At 36.2% G+C, this 21,284-nt stretch carries 1 protein-coding gene; it reads right to left on the bottom strand.

What is annotated here, in order from left to right; all coding sequences use genetic code 11:
* Positions 1-226 precede the first annotated feature (226 nt).
* Positions 227-21,187, bottom strand: coding sequence for an Ig-like domain repeat protein (locus IJQ68_RS01315; RefSeq protein ID WP_292795951.1), 20,961 nt, complete (start codon positions 21,185-21,187; stop codon positions 227-229).
* Positions 21,188-21,284: the final 97 nt, after the last annotated feature.

The raw sequence follows: 21,284 nt of genomic DNA, 5'->3' as shown, positions 1-21,284 counted from the left end.
AGTGAGATATATTTTTGACAAAACCATTATATAAATTTTATTTTTAAAAATAAAAGAAGAACTTATAGAAAAAATAAAAAATAATGAACAAATTAATAATAATTTTAATAAAATATAAACAATAGCTAGAATAAAAATAATTTAATGAACTTAGTCTAAAATCAAAAAGTAAAAATAAAATTACAAGAATTAGAATTTGAAAAAAAATAAAAATTAAGGGAAATAATCATTCCCTAATTGTTACAGTATTTGACTGCACTTCAAACAGATACTGGGAAGTGATTAGATATTGGCCTGCTTGCAAGTTAATGTGTATTTTGGCCTCACCATTGTTGTCTGTAGTGAGATTATAGATAATTCCGTAGATGTTAAGTGTGACTTCCTGATGAGGAGCAATATCTCCTTTTTCATCTAAAGTCTTAGCAACGAAAACTGAATCGTCACCATAAGTCATTACCAAATCAGAAGTGATTAATCTAGGAAGTACAGTGACCTGATTTCCTTTACTTGCATCTTTATAGTATGTAGTGATAATATACTCACCAGGAGCGAGATTAATATTTAATTTCACATGTCCTGTTTCGTTACTGTATCTTGTGTAGAATACACCATTAATATTGAAAGTCACCTCTTCGCCAGCTCCAGCCCAATTTCCATCAGACGCACGTAATCGGATGACAAATTGAGAATCGTTTCTATCATGTTTGACCAAATCACTGGATTCGAATAAATTAAATACAGTGACATTATTTGATCTCATTTCACCAGTAACAGGATTGGTTGCAGTTAAAATGTATTTACCTTCTTGAAGATTAATATTCAATCTAGCCCAACCGGTTCCGTTTGTTATACGATAATAGATGACACCATTGATGTTGAAAGACACTTCAGTATCAGCTAAAGGATTGCCTTGGCTGTCTAGGAATAAAGCCCAGTATTGGGTGTCGTTTCTATAAACTTTCAATACGTCATTTGCATAGATTGTGTGTAAAACTTCAACATGAGATTCAACAGTTTGAGCTTTGAATTCTTCATTACCTGCAAAGTCAACAGTGACAGTGTAGTTTCCACAACCGAGGTTTAATGCAAGTGATGCTTGGCCGTTGCTGCTTACTCTGGTGTAAGGAACGCCGTTAATAGTAATAGTTAGAGTGATATTATCCACATTATTACCATTATTGTCCTTGGTGTAGATGACAAACCTTTCTGGACCTGAGTAATACTTTATGACATCCGGAGCAGTGATTACAAGACTGCGGGTAACAGAAACATTTGCATTCACTGTTTTTGATGCATATTTGTCATTTCCAGGATATGTGACTTTAGCATTATAATCACCTGCAGGCAAGTCAGAAATGTCCAATTTGGCAACACCATTTTCAATAGGAACAGTGTAATCCTTACCACCAATATTGACTGTAACATTACCTGTTGCATCCTCAAGAACTGTGATAACTAATTCATCGCCGTCCTGAACAACATCAATAGGATAATCTGAAATCTTAGGAACATTGAATGAAGTTGAATTTGATGAAGGATTATACTTATCATCACCAGCATAATTTACAACAGCATCATAATCACCAGGTTCCAAATCAGAAATATCCACTATGGCTTTGCCATCCTTAATAGGAACAGTGTAATCCTTACCGCCAACGGTGACTGTAACATTACCGGTTGCATCCTCAGGAAGAGTGACCACTAATTCATCATCGTCTTTAGCGATTTCTATTGGATAATCTGAAATCTTAGGAACATTGAATGAAGTTGAATTTGTAGCTGGAGCATATTTGTCGTCTCCAGGATATTTTGCGACAACTTCATAATCACCAGGTTCCAATTCAGGAAGATCCAATACAGCTTTACCGTTTTCCACAGGAGCAGTGTAATCTTTACCATCAATAGTAATTGTTACATTTCCTGTTGCATCTTCAGGTAATTCAACAATGACTTTGCCATCTTTAACTTCAACAGTCATGTTTGTTTGACTGTTAACTACTTTAAATGAATCCGTGACAACTTTGGAATCGTATTTATCATTTCCTTTATATGTTGCGGTGACATCATATTCACCCGGAGCCAAATCAATTGGCAATTCTAATGATCCGATACCGTTTGTAATGTTGATATAATATCCGATTCCATCCAGATCAATTAAGACAACTCCGTTTACATCATCAGGCAATCTGACTGTAATGTTTGTATTGTCTCCATATTTGATGTCGAATGCAGACAAGTCGAATTCATAATCCGTGATTTTTGGAATTTCTGCAACAGTGTAATTGGATGCTTGAGTGTATTCCTCATCACCAGAATAGATTACCTCAATAGTATGATTGCCCGGAGTTAAATCATTCAATTCAATGGTTGTCAATCCACCGGCCACATCAGTGACATTGTAGACTTTACCGTCAACTACAACAGTCACATTACCCGTGGCATCCTCAGGTAGCTCAACATTAACAATCGCATCAGTTGAATTTTCTAAAACATCAACATCAACATTCATTACCGGAGTTACTTTAGCTTCCACAGTGAATTCAGTTGAATTGGATTTGGAAGCATAATAATCATCACCCAAATAGGTAACAACAGCTTCATAATCACCATTAGCCATGTCTTTTATTGTTAAGGTTGCTTTGCCATCAGTAACGTTAGCATAATATCCTGCACCATTAATATCAATCAGTACAAGACCCGTTGCGTTTTCAGGTAACTCAACAGTAATAGTTACGTCACGGCCATCCACAGCAGCGGAAACATTTATGTCATAATTATCAACTTTAGGAACTTCAAATGAAGTTGAAACGGTTTTGTTGCTGTAGTTGTCATCACCAGAGTAAATTACATCTACAGTGTGGTTGCCCGGAAGCATTCCAGTTGTATTGACTACAATAGTTCTGTTGGAGTCTTCTGTAATGTTATAGAAGGTGTAATTTTCACCGTCAATAACAACAGTTACCTCACCGGTAGCATTTTCAGGAAGAGTAATTTCAATAGAACCATCTTTAATATCAACATCAATGTCCGGGTTTTGTTTAGCTTTAACTGTGAATTTAGTTGAATTCGTTAAATCTGCATATTTATTATCACCAAGATATTTGACAGTAGCTATGTAATTTCCGGCACTTAGGCCTGCAACATGCAGTTTGCCATGACCGTTTGTAATGTTTACATAGTATCCTATGCCACCAACGTCAACAGCAACAATGCCATTAATATCAGCCGGCAATTCTATAGTAATTTCTTCAGTTTGACCTTCAATTATATCTTCAGAAGTTAAATTCATTGAATAATCATCAATTCTTGGAGTTTCTACAACTGTGTAATTAGATGCTTGAGTGTAATTATCATCACCAGAGTAGATTACTTCAATAGTGTGATTTCCAGGATCTAATTTAGGAAGTGCTGCGCTTGTAGAAGCACCAGTCACGTCAACTACAGTGTATTTTTCTCCATCAATCATAATAGTCAGATTTCCGGTTGCATCATCAGGAAGTGTAACAACGATATTATTATCATCAACTTCAACGTCCATTTCAAATTCTGATGATTTGTCCACATTGAATTTTGTGCCATTTGTTTTCAATCCATATTTTGCACTTTCATATGCAATATCGACTACATGTTCACCAGCAGAAAGTTTATCTAATGTTAAGACTGCTTTTCCATCTTTGATTTCAACTTCGTTTAGTTTTCCGTCAACAGTTATGTTTACTTTGCCTGTTGCATCGTCCGGAACAATGACAGTGATTGTTTCATCATCACCATAGGTAATGTCCTCGGTTATGAGAGGTAATGAATAGTTATCCCATTTTGGAACATCTGCTGTATCGGCATCAGATTTCTTGTCATACTTGTTATCACCAAGATAAGTGACATTAATTTCATGTTTGCCAGGTTCTAGACCAGGAATACTGACTGTTCCGTTTGTGACAGGCACAATCATTGATTTTCCATCAACAGTAATATTTAATTCACCAGTTGCATCATCAGGAAGTGTAACATCAAGAATTACAGTACCGTTATCTCCGTAAGCAATATCCACGTCAAAGTCGTAATCTTTAACTTTTGATACTACGAATGAACCGTCAGTAGCATTTGCATTATATGTCTCATCACCTGAGAATTTGACAGTAACTTTATATTCTCCGGCTTCTAAATCATCAAGAACCAATTGACCTTGTCCATTGGTAATGTTTACATAATATCCTTTGTTATTCACATCAACCAATACCACTGCCGTAATGTCGCCTAAAGTAATGTTTATGATTTCAGAATCACCGACATTAATGTTATCCACTTCCAATTCAAGAGTTGAATTTAGTTTAACAACCTTAAATGAAGCGAATGCATTGAATCCTGTGTAGTTTTCATTTCCTGCTAAAACAGCATTAACAATGTAATCACCAGCTTCAAGACCACCAGTAATAGTCACTTTATTGTTAACGACATCATATTCTTTGCCGTTGATTGTAACAGTCAAATCAGTTGAATTGACTGGGTTTAAAGTAACTACAATGTCATCACCGACTTTGTAAACTGAATCAACGTCAATAGTAATGCTAGTTTCAGCCGGTTTAACTTTAAATGTTGTTGAATTGACAGCTGCAGCGTAATTTTCATTAGCGGCCAAATTAGCAATAATTGTGTATTCACCAGCAGCAATATCTTCAATTACAATTTGTTTATCAGCATTTACAGGATAAACTTTACCGTTGATAGTTACATTAACAGCACCGTCAGAACCGGTAGCGGTTAAATTGATTATGATAGTATCATTGTAGAGATAGACTTTCTCGACATCAATAACTATGGTTGAATTTGCTTTGTTTACAGTGAATTTAGCACCAGCAGTTGCATTATCATTGTAATCATCATCAGTGAAGAATTCAACATTTGCAACTTTGCTACCTGCAGACAAGCCAGTTAAATCAACACTACCTGCACCATTTGTAACAGTTCCTTCAAAGACAAGAGTGCCAATTGTAATATTTACAGTACCATTAGCCTTATTTCCAACAGTAATGACAGCAATTGTTTTGTTTGGATAAGTTACATCATCAACAGTTACTGTAATATCAGGAATGACTCTTGAAACAGTGAAGTCTACATTGTCTAAAGTTAATTCGTCATAATTGCTATCGCCATAGAATACAGCTGTAGCTGTTTTACTGCCAGATAATAATTTATCAGCATTAATCAGTGATTTGACAGTTCCGTTGTACAGTACTTTATCTCCAACTTTAATTGAAACATTTCCTTTAAAGTCATCAGGAACACTAATGACAAATGAAGTATTTTCCTCAACAGTTACATTCAATGCATTTACATCAGCTACTAAAGTAGCATTAGCAATATCGAATGTTTTTAACTCACTGCTACCGACATACTTATCGTCACCAGCAAATACTGCAGCAATTTCATGAGATCCGCTAGATAATCCTGAAGCGTTATATCCTCCTTTACCGTTAACTAATGCAACGTCATGCTCATTTCCGTCAATTCTTAATTTGACTGTAGTATTGATTGTGACATTTAACTCAATTGTGATAACAGCGTCATCACCATAAGTTACAGGAGTTTTAACAGTCACATTAATATCGGTAGAGATTCTATTGACATCAAATTGTTTTTGAGCAGAACTATTGCGGTTATACTTATCATTGCCAGTGAATGTTGCAACAACAGTTAAAGTAGCATTGTTTACTGGAGTGTATGTGTAAGTTGCTTTATTAGCATTTGAAACACTTACAATGTAATTAGCACCATTAATATTGAAGAGTACATCACCAGTTACAGTCTCATTTAAAGTAACTGTGATAGTAACAGGACCATCAACATAAATTGTTTCAGAAATATCGTCGACACTGATTGTAATATCATTTTTAATGACTTTAAATGTTGTAGAGTTATAAGCAGCTTCGTAATTGCTATCTGCAGCCAAATTAGCAACAATAGTATAAGTACCGTTAGCTAAACCATTTTCAATAGTAACCTTATTATCAGATACAGTGTAAGCTTTACCATTAATAGTAACAGTGACCTCACCAGTAGAATTGGTAGGTTTTAAAGTAATAACAATCTTTTCACCAACTTTATAAACATCATTAACCTCAATTTCTAATCCGGATGAAGCTTTAACAATATCAAAGACCGCAGTAGCACCAGATCCATAATAATTATCAGACTCAGCAACAGTAGCAACAACTTTGTAATTGCCAGTCACATTAGCCTTAAATGTTACTTTATTATCAGATACAGTGTAAGATTTGTCATTAATAGTAACAGTAGCAGTACCGTTAACAGGAGTTAAAATAATGACCACATCATCCCCGATAGTGTAAATGCTTTCCACACCAATTGAAACATTGGAATTAGCCTTATCAACAGTATAAGTATAACCTTTACTGGTGTCATTATATTTGGAATCACCAGATAAAGTAACAGTAATTGATTTATCTCCAGCAGAAACCTCTTTATCTAAAACAATGACTGCTTTACCGTCATGAACCACTTCGGATTTACCGTTAATAGTAACAGTACCGTCAGCATCACCAGGAACAATAACAGTTACAGTAGTATTTTCTCCAACTTTAGCGTCAGAAACAATAACAGTGAAATCAAAGTCCTCAACTTTATTTACATATACATTATAATCAGTATTTTCGCTAACATCATACTTGTCATCACCAAGATATTTGACAACAATAGGATAAGTATCATTGACTAAATCAAATACATAAACAGTAGCTTTAGAATCAACCAAGCCAACAGTTTGAGTTTCACCATTAACTGTTACATTAACACTGCCGGTAGCACCGTCAGTAACACTAATTTCAATTACAGCGGTTTCACCAACCTCAATAGTAACGTCACTTAAACCAACAGTGGATGATACTCTAGCAACAGTGTATTGTTTTGAAGCAGAGGAATTGCTGTGGAACTTATCATTGCCAGCAAAAGTAGCAACAACAGTTAAAGTAGCGTTATTTACCGGAGTGTAAGTGTAAGTGGCTACATCAGCATCAGAAACATGAGCAGTGTAGTTAACGCCATTGATATTGAAGATTACATCACCGGTAACAGTGTCATTCAAAGTAGCAGTGAAAGTAACAGGACTGTCTACTTTAATATCTGAAACATCTGCTAATTCAACAGTGATATTGAATTTGTCAACTTCATATGTGCCTATGTTTTCTGCAATCGTATAATTTTCATCACCATCATATGTGGCAGTGACATAATTGGTTCCGATATTCAATTTATTGACTAAAGTTGCATTTCTTCCATCAAGATCTACTGTATGTTTTACATTATTCACATTGAATGTTACGGTACCTGTTGCATTGCCGCTGACAGTAGCAATAATATTGTTTCCAACCCTTGTTAAAGTAACAGTAGGAGTAGCCTTAGGAATTGAAGGAACAAACCTTTTGGTTAAATCTGAATAGTTTGCATCACCGAGATATTTGACAAATCCGGAATGTGAACCTCCTGAAAGGTTATTCAATCTTAAAGTAGCGTTACCGTTAACATCAATAGGAACAACATAATCAATGCCGTCGATAGTGATTGTCACATTATCACGAGTCAGATTATACGGAGAGGTTCTCACATAGATAGTTGAATATTCACCGTATGGCATGTAAACAGCATCAATAGTCATATCCCATTTATTAGTAGGATTGACCATGAATACAGTATTATTTTTATCTTTAGCATCATATGTGGAGTCACCGTTATAAGTTACATTTACAACATGCTGACCACCGGCTAAACCAGGAACCACTAATGTAGCAGTACTGTTGGTGACATTTACAGTTCCTTTATTGATTCCATCGACATAAATCGTTACGTTTCCTTTAGCGTCTGTAGGGACAAGTACCCTGACAGTAGCATTCTGTCCGAATTCAATGGCATCCACTTTTACGTCCAATGTATAATCGCTAGTCGGACTAACTTTAAACGTGACCGTAGTTACATTTCTGTTAAAGTGATTATCACTAGGATAATAGGTTACATTGGCAGTGTATGTTCCAGTAGCCAGTCCACTTATATTGAACTGTGCGGATCCATTATTTAAATACGTAGTGTAAATTTGAGTTCCAATACGTAATGAAATGAAACCTGACGCATTTTCATTTACAGTCACATTAATTATTTCATTTTCTCCAAACGTGATATTCGTTGTATTCACATTAATCGTCGTATTCAGTTTATATATATTGAAACTCGTTTGATTTGTTTCGAATGCATAATAATCATCTTCTATGTATATGACTGACATGTAATAAATACCAGGATCATATATAGTGTCGAATTTTAATTTATACGTACCATTTACTACATTATATCTCTCAGACCTACCGTTTAATGAAACAATAATTGTACCATTTCCATTGGTTGTAATGTTCGCAACAGGCAATTGTCCATAAAGAACATTATCTATTGCAATTTTAATCCATGTGTCACGTAAACCAACAATGAAAAATGTTGAATTTTCACAGGAGAAATGATTGGTATCTCCAGGATATAATGCTGTGACACTGTATGTATTTGCTGAAAGATTATACAACTCTAAAGTTGCAATACCGTCAATAACTTTTCTTGAAAAGGTATCGTCTCCAACTTTGAATGTCACATTTCCTGTGAAAGGAACATTATTCTTTGTAATGATTCCCTGAATTACAACCTTTTCGCCTTGGTTATATTGTGTCACATTTATTTTAATGTCTGTAGGTGCTAAAACATACAGTGTACCATCATATACAGTATTTTTCTTTAATCCCGTATCAAATCCAGTGATGTGGAAAATTCCCTGGAAGGATACGTTGAGACTTTTTGCGTTATACGGTAAATCATAGTACGGAGTTTGTGGATAAGGATATACATCATTTGTCGTATTCAATGAACGAACTGAAATGATTGTATTGTTATCAGTATCGTCCTTAATAGTTGCCCAGAATGTGAAATTTTGAGCCCATGTTGCATTGATAGTTTTATTATCAAGAATATAAGTGTATGTTTGAGAAGTGATAGTTCCATTGTTGAATATCACATAATCGAAGTTATTGTCTTCAAGATATACTGTACCGTCATTCCATAATGAATAGTCAACAGGATTATATTTGTTGTCATATTCCCTTTCCATGTAATGAATATCCTCATTTGGATACAATCCAGTCATATTGTTTCTGGTTATATTTACAGTAGCGTTTCTGTAAACCCATATTGCATCTTCACCATAAAATGTGCTGTTAGCAATAGTGGAATTTCCATTGTGAACATAAATTGCACCACCATAATCCAAGTAGGCACTATAATCTACAAATGAGCTGTTAGCAATAGTGGCATTTCCTTCAACATAAATTGCACCACCATTAGCTTTAGAAACAATGGTTGCGTTAAAGGTTGAATTTTTGATGATTGTATCGTTCATACCAACCAGATAAATTGCTCCACCATTGTATAACGCTTCAGATTTGATAAATGTACAGTTATCAACAGTTGCGTTGGTGGAATTGACCCATGAAATTGAACCACCGTTTTTGATTGAAAGTGAATTGTTGAATAATACATTAGATATTCTGGAATTATTACAGTTCAATAGATATATTGCACCTTCAGCATGGGATTCCGTATTATTGAATTGTGAGTTGGATATTGTAAGATTATCGGAATTAATCCAGTATATTGATCCACCTTGACCAAAGTCCTTATCTTCAGGAGTGATATAACCTATTGCCGCACTGTTATCAAAGATACACTCTGTAATTGAAGCATTGTTTGCATTGTCAGCAACAATTGATCCACCACGCAGTAATGAAATCGGATATGAGAAGTTGGATTTCGTAATGTTCATATTGTCAGAAGTGATGTACAATCCACCACCTTCTATTGCATAGGAAAGGCTGAATGTGGAATTGTAAATAGTACCATTGTCTCCAAGCCAGTTAATAATTCCTCCCTTACCAGATAGGACATCAATTACATAATTTAAAGTGAATGAGGAATTTGACACCATACAGTTTACACTGTCTTCGCTTACATATATTGCTCCACCACTATATTTGGCAGTGTTGTTATAGAATGTGTAATTGTTAATTCTTATTCCATCAACACCCAACCATGCAAGAGCCGCACCGGCAATATCCGCATGGTTTGTATTGAATGTGTTGTTTCCGCCATATCCTCCTGTTGCATTGGCTTCCCTACATAAAGCAGCACCATACTCACCAGCGTAATTGGATATGAACTGAGTGTTTGAAAGACCCATCATACTGGCATTACAGTCAATAGCACCACCGTTTTTAGTAGCCCTATTACCTTCAAATATTATATTGGATATGTTACTATTACTTGAAACACCATTTAGGTAAATAGCACCACCATATACAGCAGAGTTTCTTGTGAAATTGGAATATTTAAATACTCCCGCAGAAGCTAACCAGTCAATAGCTCCACCATGATCCCCTGCTTGGTTATCTTCAAATACTGAATAATAAATAGTGTTAGTAGTACCTGTTCCTCCCACATAAATAGCACCACCTGATCTTACTGCAGTGTTGCTGTAGAATTTAGTATCATTTAAAGAAACTCCATATCCTCTAATCTGTACAGCACCACCATCTAATGTAGCGCCATTACTTGTGAATATTACATTTGAAATATTGGTGTTACCTGAAGTTTCACTTGCAAATATTGCACCACCATAGAACGCATGGTTATTTGTGAAATTGGAATTTATGAGAGTTGCATCATTACCTATAATATCAATAGCACCACCGTGACCTCCAGTGGAGTTAGTTATGTTGTTTCCTTTGAAATTGGAGTTATTAATGATACAGTTATCACTATCATCACCAATATAGATTGCCGCACCACTATAATCAGCAGTATTGTCAATGAAGGTGTAATAATCGATGTTAATATTTTTAACTCCTAACCATGCAAGACCCGCACCGGATATTCCGGCATGGTTTGAAGTGAATGTATTGTTTTTACCGTGACCGTCAGTTGAACCGACTTCCCTGCATAAAGCAGCTCCATACTCACCAGCATAGTTTGAAGTGAATGTAAGGTTGTAGATTCCGATGTTTGACGCATTACAGTCGATAGCTCCACCGTTTTTGGTAGCATTGTTCAAACTGAATGATGAATTGGTAATATTGGTATTACCTGACCTTCCATTGAAGTAGATACCTCCACCATATAGAGCGGAGTTTCTTGTGAATTTTGAATCATCAATTATTCCTGCAAATGCAATCCAATATATAGCACCACCATAGCTTGTTGCATTGTTTCCATCAAATACTGATGAATATATTGTATTGTTGGTTCCCATACCACCGACATACAATGCACTACCATTTACAGCTAGATTATTATAGAATTTGGATTGATTTACATTTACCGCTGAAGCGTGTAAGTTAACTGCTCCACCACGCAAGTAAGCTTCGTTTTCTCTAAATACTCCATTAGTAATGTGGGTATTACCTGAATCAGCACCTACATAGATTCCTCCACCTAATCTGGCAAAGTTTCCTGTAAAGTTGGAGTTTTTAATTGATGCATTTGCTGCAAGGACATTAATTGCACCACCATTACCTAAGAATTCATCTAAAACAGATGGGTTATTATGATAGAATACTGTGTGGTCTTCATACATATCTGTTTTATTTAACAATTCAGGATTGTCGAATTCAAATGCAGTATAATAATACATATGAGTTCCATCCCATGCAAACCAATCAAATTCACTATCTCCAGTAGCTGTTTTATTGGTTACATAGTTATTTTCAAATATGGAATTCTCAATTGAACAGTTGTGACTGTCCGGACTTACATAAATTGCTCCACCGCTAACGTCAGCAGAGTTATTGATGAATGTGTAGTTTACAATAGTGATTCCGATTGATCCCATCCATCCTAAAGCTGCACCTGAAACGTAAGCATGATTGTTCTTGAATGTATTGTTATAACCGGAACCGTTTTTAGCGTTAACGTCCCTACATAAAGCAGCACCATATTGCGCATAGTTTGCATCGAATACAGTATTTGTTAAAACCATTTTAGATGCGTTACAGTCAATAGCACCACCAGTGTATTTAGCATGGTTGTCTGTGAATACACAGTTTGAAATTACACTTTCAGATGATTTGTTACCGAAGTATAGTCCACCACCATAATCTGCGCAGTTGCTGGTCAATTCAGAGTTTACAATAGTTCCTGATGATGCAATCCAATTAATAGCACCACCAATACCACCATTAGCTTTGTTTCTCTCGAATATTGAATTATATACATAGTTTGTGATACCTTCAGCACCAACATGCAATGCTCCACCGTTAATAGCATAATTGTCATAGAAATTGGATCCGTTGACAGTGACTGAAGATGCTTCTAAGCTTACTGCACCACCAGTGCTTAATGCATGGTTTTCAGAGAATGTTGAATTAGTTATGTTGATTTTACCGGAATCACTTCCCACATAAATTGCACCACCATCATAAGCGTAGTTTCTGGAGAAGCTTGAATTTGTTACTGAACCTTTTTCAGCATACCATTCGATAGCTCCACCATGACCTCCAGTTACGTTATCCACGTAATTGTCATCGAATACACAGTTGACGATTTCACAGTTTCCACTGCCTTCACCGACATATATTGCTCCACCACTATAACCAGCATAGTTTTCATAGAAGTAATATGTATCGATATGGATGCTTGATGCATTAATCCATGCAAGAGCCGCTCCGCCATAATCGGCATGATTGCCTCTGAATGTGTTATTGTAACCACTACCGTTTGTAGCATTAACTTCCCTACATAATGCCGCACCAATGTTTGCATGGTTGTATTCGAAAGTAGTATTCGTAAGTTCCATTCTGGAAGCGTTACAGTCAATAGCACCACCATAAGTTTCAGCAGTGTTATTTACGAATGTTGAATTTATGATTTTACAGTCTAAAGCTGATGAGTTATAATATATTCCTCCACCGACAGTAGCAGTGTTGTTATAAACAGTTACCCTATTTAAGGTTCCGTTGACTCCTGACCAGAATATTGCTCCACCCATATTCACACTATCATTATATATGCCGCCGGCATTACCACCAGACAACTCTAAATTCTGAAGTGTAATGTTGCTGGCCGTGATATTGAATATTCTACAGTATCCTAATGCATTAATTGTCCAACCATTACCTATAATCTTGAATGGCCTATCTATATTTGTAAGATTAATGGATTGATTATCCAATATTTTACCCGGAGTATAAATAGAATACGGAGTGAAAATGAAAGACCTGTTTAAACTAAGTTCATATTCATCATTTCTAATAGCCTCTTCAATTAATTTCTGAAGAAGTTGGAACTGTCCTATTTCACTACCATGTGCTTGCTCTTGAGTGTGGTTTTCCTTATACATGTAATTTTCATCCACATATCCTACAGTTATATTATAATATTCATCAATCATTAGATTAGGGAATGTTACATACAGTACATGTAACTCAGAGTTATAATGGTCAAGGAAATTTTCATAATCCACAACAACTTGTTCGATGAGTTCACCTGATGTTGCATTAGTCAAGTTAACCACAAACTTAAGTGACCTTCTGGAAACATCTTGTGGATTTTCCAAAGTAATTGTGATTAATGGAGAAAGCCAATCAGAAACTGCCTTAATATGTAAGATGTAATCTTCATTGTCTTCGAATAATGAAGTTTCAATGAAAAGAGTTTTTGATCTGTCATCACCGGTAACATCAGTTCTTCCGTCAGTTATTACTCCTCTCGTGTCAAATTTATTGTAATCCCTGTAAATGCCAACATTATTTTGTGCATAATATAAAACCGCACCACCGTTATAAACAGCAGTGTTTTTAATGAACGTGTCGTTAGTGATTTTAAGGTTATATCCGGATGAACCTGCATTGTATACTGCACCACCGTTATCTGCATGGGAGCGCATGAATGTTGAATCTTTAATCTCAATATTTACTATATCTTCCACAACATAGATAGCACCACCTTCAGATGCATTGTTTCCATCGAAATAACAGGAGATAATTTTTTGATCCCGATTGGCAACATAGATAGCACCACCATATATTGAAGCAGTGTTGTTTGTAAAGTTACAGTTAGTAACATACCTGTTATCATATCCTTTGGATCCTAAATAGATCGCACCACCGTTATTGGCAGTATTTCCATCAAATGCAGAATCGGATATTGCCACACCATTATTGGTTATCGGCTCGTATATAGCACCACCGTCTTGAGCAGTGTTGTTTGTGAAGTTGTTATTTCTAATATATATGTTTCCATTAGCAGTATAAATAGCTCCACCGAATAACGCACCATTTCCTGTGAAATTATTATCTGAAACAGTTACACCATTTCTTATAAGATAAAGTGCACCTCCTTCTATTGCAGTGTTGTTGATAAAGTTCATATCATTAATTAAAGTAGCTGTCGTCAGATATAGTGCACCTGATCTGTTAGCATGGTTGTTTATGAATGTTAAGTTACTGTAATCTGCAATGATGTTAGTATACAATCCACCACCATACTCTCCAGCAGTGTTGTTGATGAATGTCATGTTATAGATATAATTGGTAGATGAAGTAGCCCACATTCCACCACCAATGTTGGTAGCAGTATTTCCTATGAAAGTACAGTTATAGAAGTAATTGTCAGCTGATCTGGCATTTAAATAAGATATAGCTCCACCCTGGTTTGCAGTGTTGTTTATGAATTTAGCGTTGGAGAAATAAACAGCACTTGATTCTTTAACCTGAATAGCTCCTCCACCATTTATATTAGGTCCTTGAGCTAAAACTTTGTTATTTATGAATGTAGTATTGTTTACATAAATTTTGGAACCTTTGACGAAATCCCTTACAGACAGATATACTGCTCCCGCTTCACTGGAAGATGAAGAGTTGGCAAATATACAATTGGTAATGTTATAACTGGATTTGGCTCTTAAAAACAGAGAACCGCCTTGAACCCACTTATCACCGGAACCTGTAAAAGTTGAAGTTATATAATTTCCATCAAAGATACAGTTATCAATTAATCCGTTGTAACTTAAATCCCATAAAACAGCTCCTCCGTCTGCTTTAGCAATGGAATGAACTGAATTATTATAAAACTCACTATCTCTCACTACACCATTGGATCCACCTTCAGACCAGTATATAGCACCTCCACCACGAGTAGATTCCTGGGAAAGCGCATCAGCACTATTGTTTGTAAATATACATCCGATAACTGAATTATATTTGGTAGCAGAACCACCATACCAGAATATAGCTCCACCATCTGCAATAACATGGTTATTTGTAAAGTTACAATAGGATACTGTTGAATATGAACCTGTAGCGAAAATAGCTCCACCACCAGCAGGTTTAGTACCAGTATTGAGTGAGTTTCCTAAGTTGAAAGAGGAATTGGTAATTTTAGCATTATCACCTTTAATGTAAATTGCCCCACCATTTTTGGTTGCATTAGTCATACTGAAATGTGAACCGGAAATGGTAGCATTGTTCTTTTCGATATATACCGCACCAGCATCAAGGCGTGATGTCGTCATGGATATGTTGGAATCAATGATTTTTGCATATAATCCGTAAATATATATGGCTCCCCCCTCTTTTGCTGAAAGGGAATGCATCATATTTGCATCTTTAACTGTTGTGTTTTCACCACTGATGTAAATAGCTCCACCCTGACCGGCTACAGATTGAGTGATGTCTGAGCGTGCACCTGAAATGGTAGTGTTATCACCACCGACATAAATAGCTCCACCGTTACCTGTTAATGCAATGTCAATTGTGAAATTTGAATTTGTAATGTTTGTAAAGTCACCGGTAATGTAAATAGCACCACCGGATATGGTAGCATTGTTTTTATCAAATTTGGAGTTTTCAATGACAGTGTTTTCACCACCGATATAAATAGCTCCACCATTCTTACTGGCTGAACTCATCATTAATGAGGATGCATTAATCAGTGCATCGTCACCGGTAACATAAATAATTCCACCATCATTTTCTGCATGAGATTGCATGAAAGTGGAAGTTAGGATATCTGCATTGTTACCTTGAATATAAATTGTACCTCCGCACTCAGATGCATTGTTTTTAGCGAAGAATGACTTTTCAATTGTGGCATTAATACCATCTACAAATATTGCACCACCATGTCTTATTGCGAAACACATTGTAATGTTACAGGCGCTGATGTTTGTATTTGACCCGTTGACTAATATTGCACCACCATGAGCTAAGGAAGAGTTACCTCTTGTAATATTTGAATTTGAAATTGTTGCGTTGGCACCTTGAACATAAATAGCTCCACCGTTAAGAGCGTACGTTTTATCAGTTGAAATGTGGTCAATGGTCACATCATGTCCCTGGATATAAATGACACCACCTTCACGACCGTTGGACATTGTGAAATTACAGTATTCAATGGATGAGTAGTTACCCAATACGTATATTGCTCCACCACCGTTAGCATAAGTTTTGCCTGTGGATGAGATATTATGCCAGACGTTAGTTTTTTCAAATGATGAATTTGCGATAGTCACATTATTTCCTGTAGCAAAGATTGTACCTCCGGAAATTTTAGCGGAGGACATGCCAAATGAGGAATCGGTTAATGTAACATTATTACCTGTAATCATGATTGTTCCACCGTTGGATGAACCTGTGGAACTTATACCTCTGTTATTAATACATGTTATATTATAAATGTAACCGTTGTTACCTTGCCAGTTGATTGCTCCACCATCGTCACCTGCAATGCTTGAAGTGAAAGTGGAATTGTATAATTTACAGTCATGACCTTCAATGGATAGTGCACCACCATCGTCAGTAGCATAGCTGTTGGTGAAAGTTGAGTTAATGACTCTTGCATAATCACCGGATATATGCATAGCACCGGCTTCAGCGCCTTCATCCGCAGCATTATTCCAGTAAAGCGCACTGGAATTTACAAAACTGGAATCTATTACTGTAACATTATCTCCAGATATACATATTGCTCCACCATGTGTTCCTGTAGTATTACAGTTTACAAATTTAGTTCCGTTAATGTCCGCATTGTTACCTGAAATTTGCACACCACCTGCGGAAACTGAACTGGAACAGTTAGTGACATATGAATTGATTAAATTGGAATGATTTCCTGCAATATAGATTGCACCTGCAATCTCTGAAGTACAGGCAGAGAAATTGGAATTGTTAATTAAAACTGAATTACCTTCCACATAAACCGCTCCGGCATATTTAGGAGCTGTACAGTTTATGAAAGTACAGTTGTCAAGTAAAGTGAAGTTACCGATAATTTTAATTGCTCCAGCGAAATTAGGAGTGAAACATGAGTCAAATGAAGAATCAGTGATATTTACATAGTTACCTGTAATGAATAATGCTCCACCATCAGTCTGATAGATTTTTGCTCCTTCACTCACATTTGCATATGCTGCACCTAAAATGAATTCAGATCCTGAAATAGTAATGTTTGAACCTGTAAGACAGATTGTACCACCTTTAGTGGTGGAACCGAATCTACCTAAACCAGTGTTGTTATAGAATGTGGAATTGTATACTGAACAGAAATCAGAACCGTGGTCAAAGTTAATTGCGCCACCGTCATCATATACGGTGTTGTTATCAAAGCTACAGTTTATGATAGTGTTGTTTGTAGATCCTTCATCAAAGTTGACAGCACCACCATTACGGCGGGCAAGGTTGGCTGTGAAATTGGAATCAATGATTTTACAGTTTTTAGCGTTTACGTCGAATGCTACAGCACCACCGTGACCGGTTAGTTTATAATCAACTGATGTATCATCGTTGGATTCATTTCTTTCCTGAGTGTAGTTTTCCCAGGTGTTATTTGCAACACCCATTGCATAGTTGTTTTCAAAGACACATAATTCAAATGTCACATTATGGTTATCCTGTAAAAAGACTGCACCTCCACGACCGACTGAAGTACAGTTGATGAAAGTGGCATTTTTAACTGTAATATATGAACCTGTATACATGATAGCACCGGCGTCACCACCAGTAGTGTTTGTATCCCAGTGTGAAGAATCCCATCCTGCATATTTTACTTTTCCATCAGAGCTGTTAGATAAAGATCCGCCCCATGATTTGGTGCCTATAACTGTAATATTTTCCATTTCACCATACCAGCCGTCGTAGTAAATTGCACCTGCTGAACGGGCAGCTCTAGTATTGTTAAATATACAGTTGTAGATTTTTCCGTAGTTTGCACCTGCCAGCCAGTCTACTCCTCCACCGTTGGTACCAGAAGTACAGTTTTCAAAGTAACAATCCTTATATGTTACATAGTCACTACCTGTCATGTATGCTCCACCACCACGACGTGCGGAATTGGAGTCTATGAAAGTACAGTTTTCAACCAAACCTATATCACCACTCCAAAGGATAGTACCCCCATCTCCACCATAGTATTGGTCTATTGCCCAATCTACAGGAGAAATGATAGATTCAGAAACTTGAACATTGGTTTCATCTAATTTCTTCCAATTTTTACTTCCTGTTGAATTTACCTCAACAACCCAAGATTCAAAGTGAGCTATAGTATTAGAAATACTTTGATTCAATGCATATAATTTACCGATTTGAGCTTCACTTAATTCAGGTAAAGCCGTACAAAGAATAACATCTCCTTCAGACATGTTTAAATCATAGGAATATTCCCAATATTCACCAGTTGCCCTATTGTTGTCAAATTTTGAATGTTTGATTGTACCGTTTTGACCATGCCAGAATATAGCGCCCCCACTACGTTTTGCAGTGTTATTTACAAATGTTACATTTTGAACCAAACCATTTTTAGCACCATCATTCCAATCAATAGCACCACCATTTGTACCTGCGAGGTTATTTTCAAAGTAGGAATCCTTGAATGTTGTGTTTTCACATGGTTCAGATTCGGCAGATTGTAAAAATACAGCCCCACCACGTTTAGCTGCAGTGTTATTGATGAACCTTGCGTTTTCAACAGTACCTAAAGCACCGGACCACATTACAGCACCACCGTCACCACCATAGGTAACAGTACCTAAAACACTTGTTGCATTGGTAATACCTAAAGCCCTGTTGTTGGTGAAATTCGCATCCTTGATGGTACCGTTGTGTCCATTCCAGAAGATAGCTCCACCTGATCTGTTAGCAATATTGCTTTCAAAAGTTACGTTCTGTACAATACCATCATGTGCGCCTGAGAACCAGTCGATAGCTCCACCATTGGTACCTGCATTATTTTCACTGAAGAATGAATTTTTAATAGTAATGTTTCTGTTTCCATGATTACATGATCCGATATATACTGCTCCACCACGACCGCTGGTATCACTATTAACATTTTTTATAGCTTGATTATCTACAAATCTACAATTATCTACAACGCCATCTAATCCTGCCCAGAATATTGCACCACCATCACCAGTATTACCATAAGCTCCAGTAACTAAACCTTTAGCAGTATTGTTGGTGAAGTTTGAATTTATGATTTCTCCACCATGTCCTCTCCAGTATACTGCACCACCATTTGCTTTAGCAATATTGTTTTCAAATATACAGTTTAATAGATTACCATCATGAGCTCCTTCGTGCCAATCAATAGCACCACCATTAGTACCTGCAAAGTTAGCATCAAATGTACAGTTATCAAAAGTGGTATTTGTACAATTACCTGTTGTTGCACTTTCTTGTAGATAAACAGCTCCACCACGTCTTGATGCATTGTTATTGATAAAGGTACAGTTTCTAGCAATACCATTTGAACCAGTCCATATAACTGCACCACCATCACCTTCATTACCATTATTAGCACCGGTAGCTTTATTGTTTATGAACTTAGAATTAGCAATAATACCATTAGTACCACTCCAGTGTACTGCACCACCTTTACCATTTGCAGTATTATCAGTGAAAATACTATTTCTAATATAACCGTATGTAGCACCACTAGCCCAATCAACTGCACCACCATTAAAACCTGCAGTATTATCAGTGAATGTACAAAGTTCAAAACCAGTATTATTATTTAATTGGTCATATGAAGTGTTGGTTGAAAATGCTGCACCACCATGCTGTTTAGCAATGTTTCCTATAAATGTACAGTTATATGCATAACTATCCCAACCTCTCATTACTAATCCACCACCATTACCTGGATAAGCTTCATATAAACCTTTAGCTTCATTATATTTGAAAGTAGAATTGGATATAACGAAGTTTTTACTTTGCATACCCACACCACCAGCGGAACCGTCAGCAGTGTTGTTGCTTATAGTACAATTAGTAATAGTTACATTTTCAAGATGATTACCACTACTACCAATAGCACCACCGTTCAACCCAGCCACATTCTTAATAAAAGTAGAATGACTGATAGTCGTATTATTAGCATTTATAAATACAGCACCTGCACCACCACTCTGCAAGTTGGACGGATTTTTTATAGCTTTGTTGCCTTCAAAGTATGAATTGTTGATTGTGCTTGCATAACCTGCTAAACATACTGCACCACCATTGGCATAATTAGCAGTGTTGTCAATGAATCTACAATTATCAATATGAACAACACCTTGGCCGAAAATAGCACCACCCATACCAGGGATTTGACCTACAGCTTGAGAGTAACAGTTTTTAAATGTAATTCCCGTTATTGTTACAGTATTTCCAGGAGTAATGCGCAATGCTCTGACCAGATTGTTACCGTCAATGCTTACATCACCATCAGCAGTTATAGTCAATGACCTGCTGATTGTAATACCTGCATTAAAGTCCGCACCATCCTTTTCACTATCAAAAACATAGTCTCCCTTAAGGGTAATTGATGTTTTAGTAGTATCTCCGTTTATTATATTATTAAGATCCGTGAATGTACCTCCATTCCCATCACTTAATATATCATCATTATCTGAAAGTGAATCACCTAACACATCACTTTCATTATCAACTTCATCCATTGAAGTCAAAATTATATCATTTGAATTAATTTCCAATATGCTTATATCATCAGCACTTGCAGTAAGATTCTGATTTTCAGCTTCACCACTTGCTGAAACCGCTGAAAGCGTCAATAATGCGAATAAGCATACTAAAATGATTATCCATATCTTTTTCACAAAATCTACCTCAATCATTTTTTTTATAGTATAATGATATTTATTTTTGACAAAACATATATATAAACTTTATTTTTTTAAAATTATGAAAAAAATA

Origin of the sequence: Methanobrevibacter sp., from assembly GCF_017447225.1 — an archaeon.
Classification (GTDB): Archaea; Methanobacteriota; Methanobacteria; order Methanobacteriales; family Methanobacteriaceae; genus Methanocatella.
The sequence above is the reverse complement of the archived record's forward strand: the minus strand, read 5'-3'. Positions and strand labels throughout refer to the sequence as shown.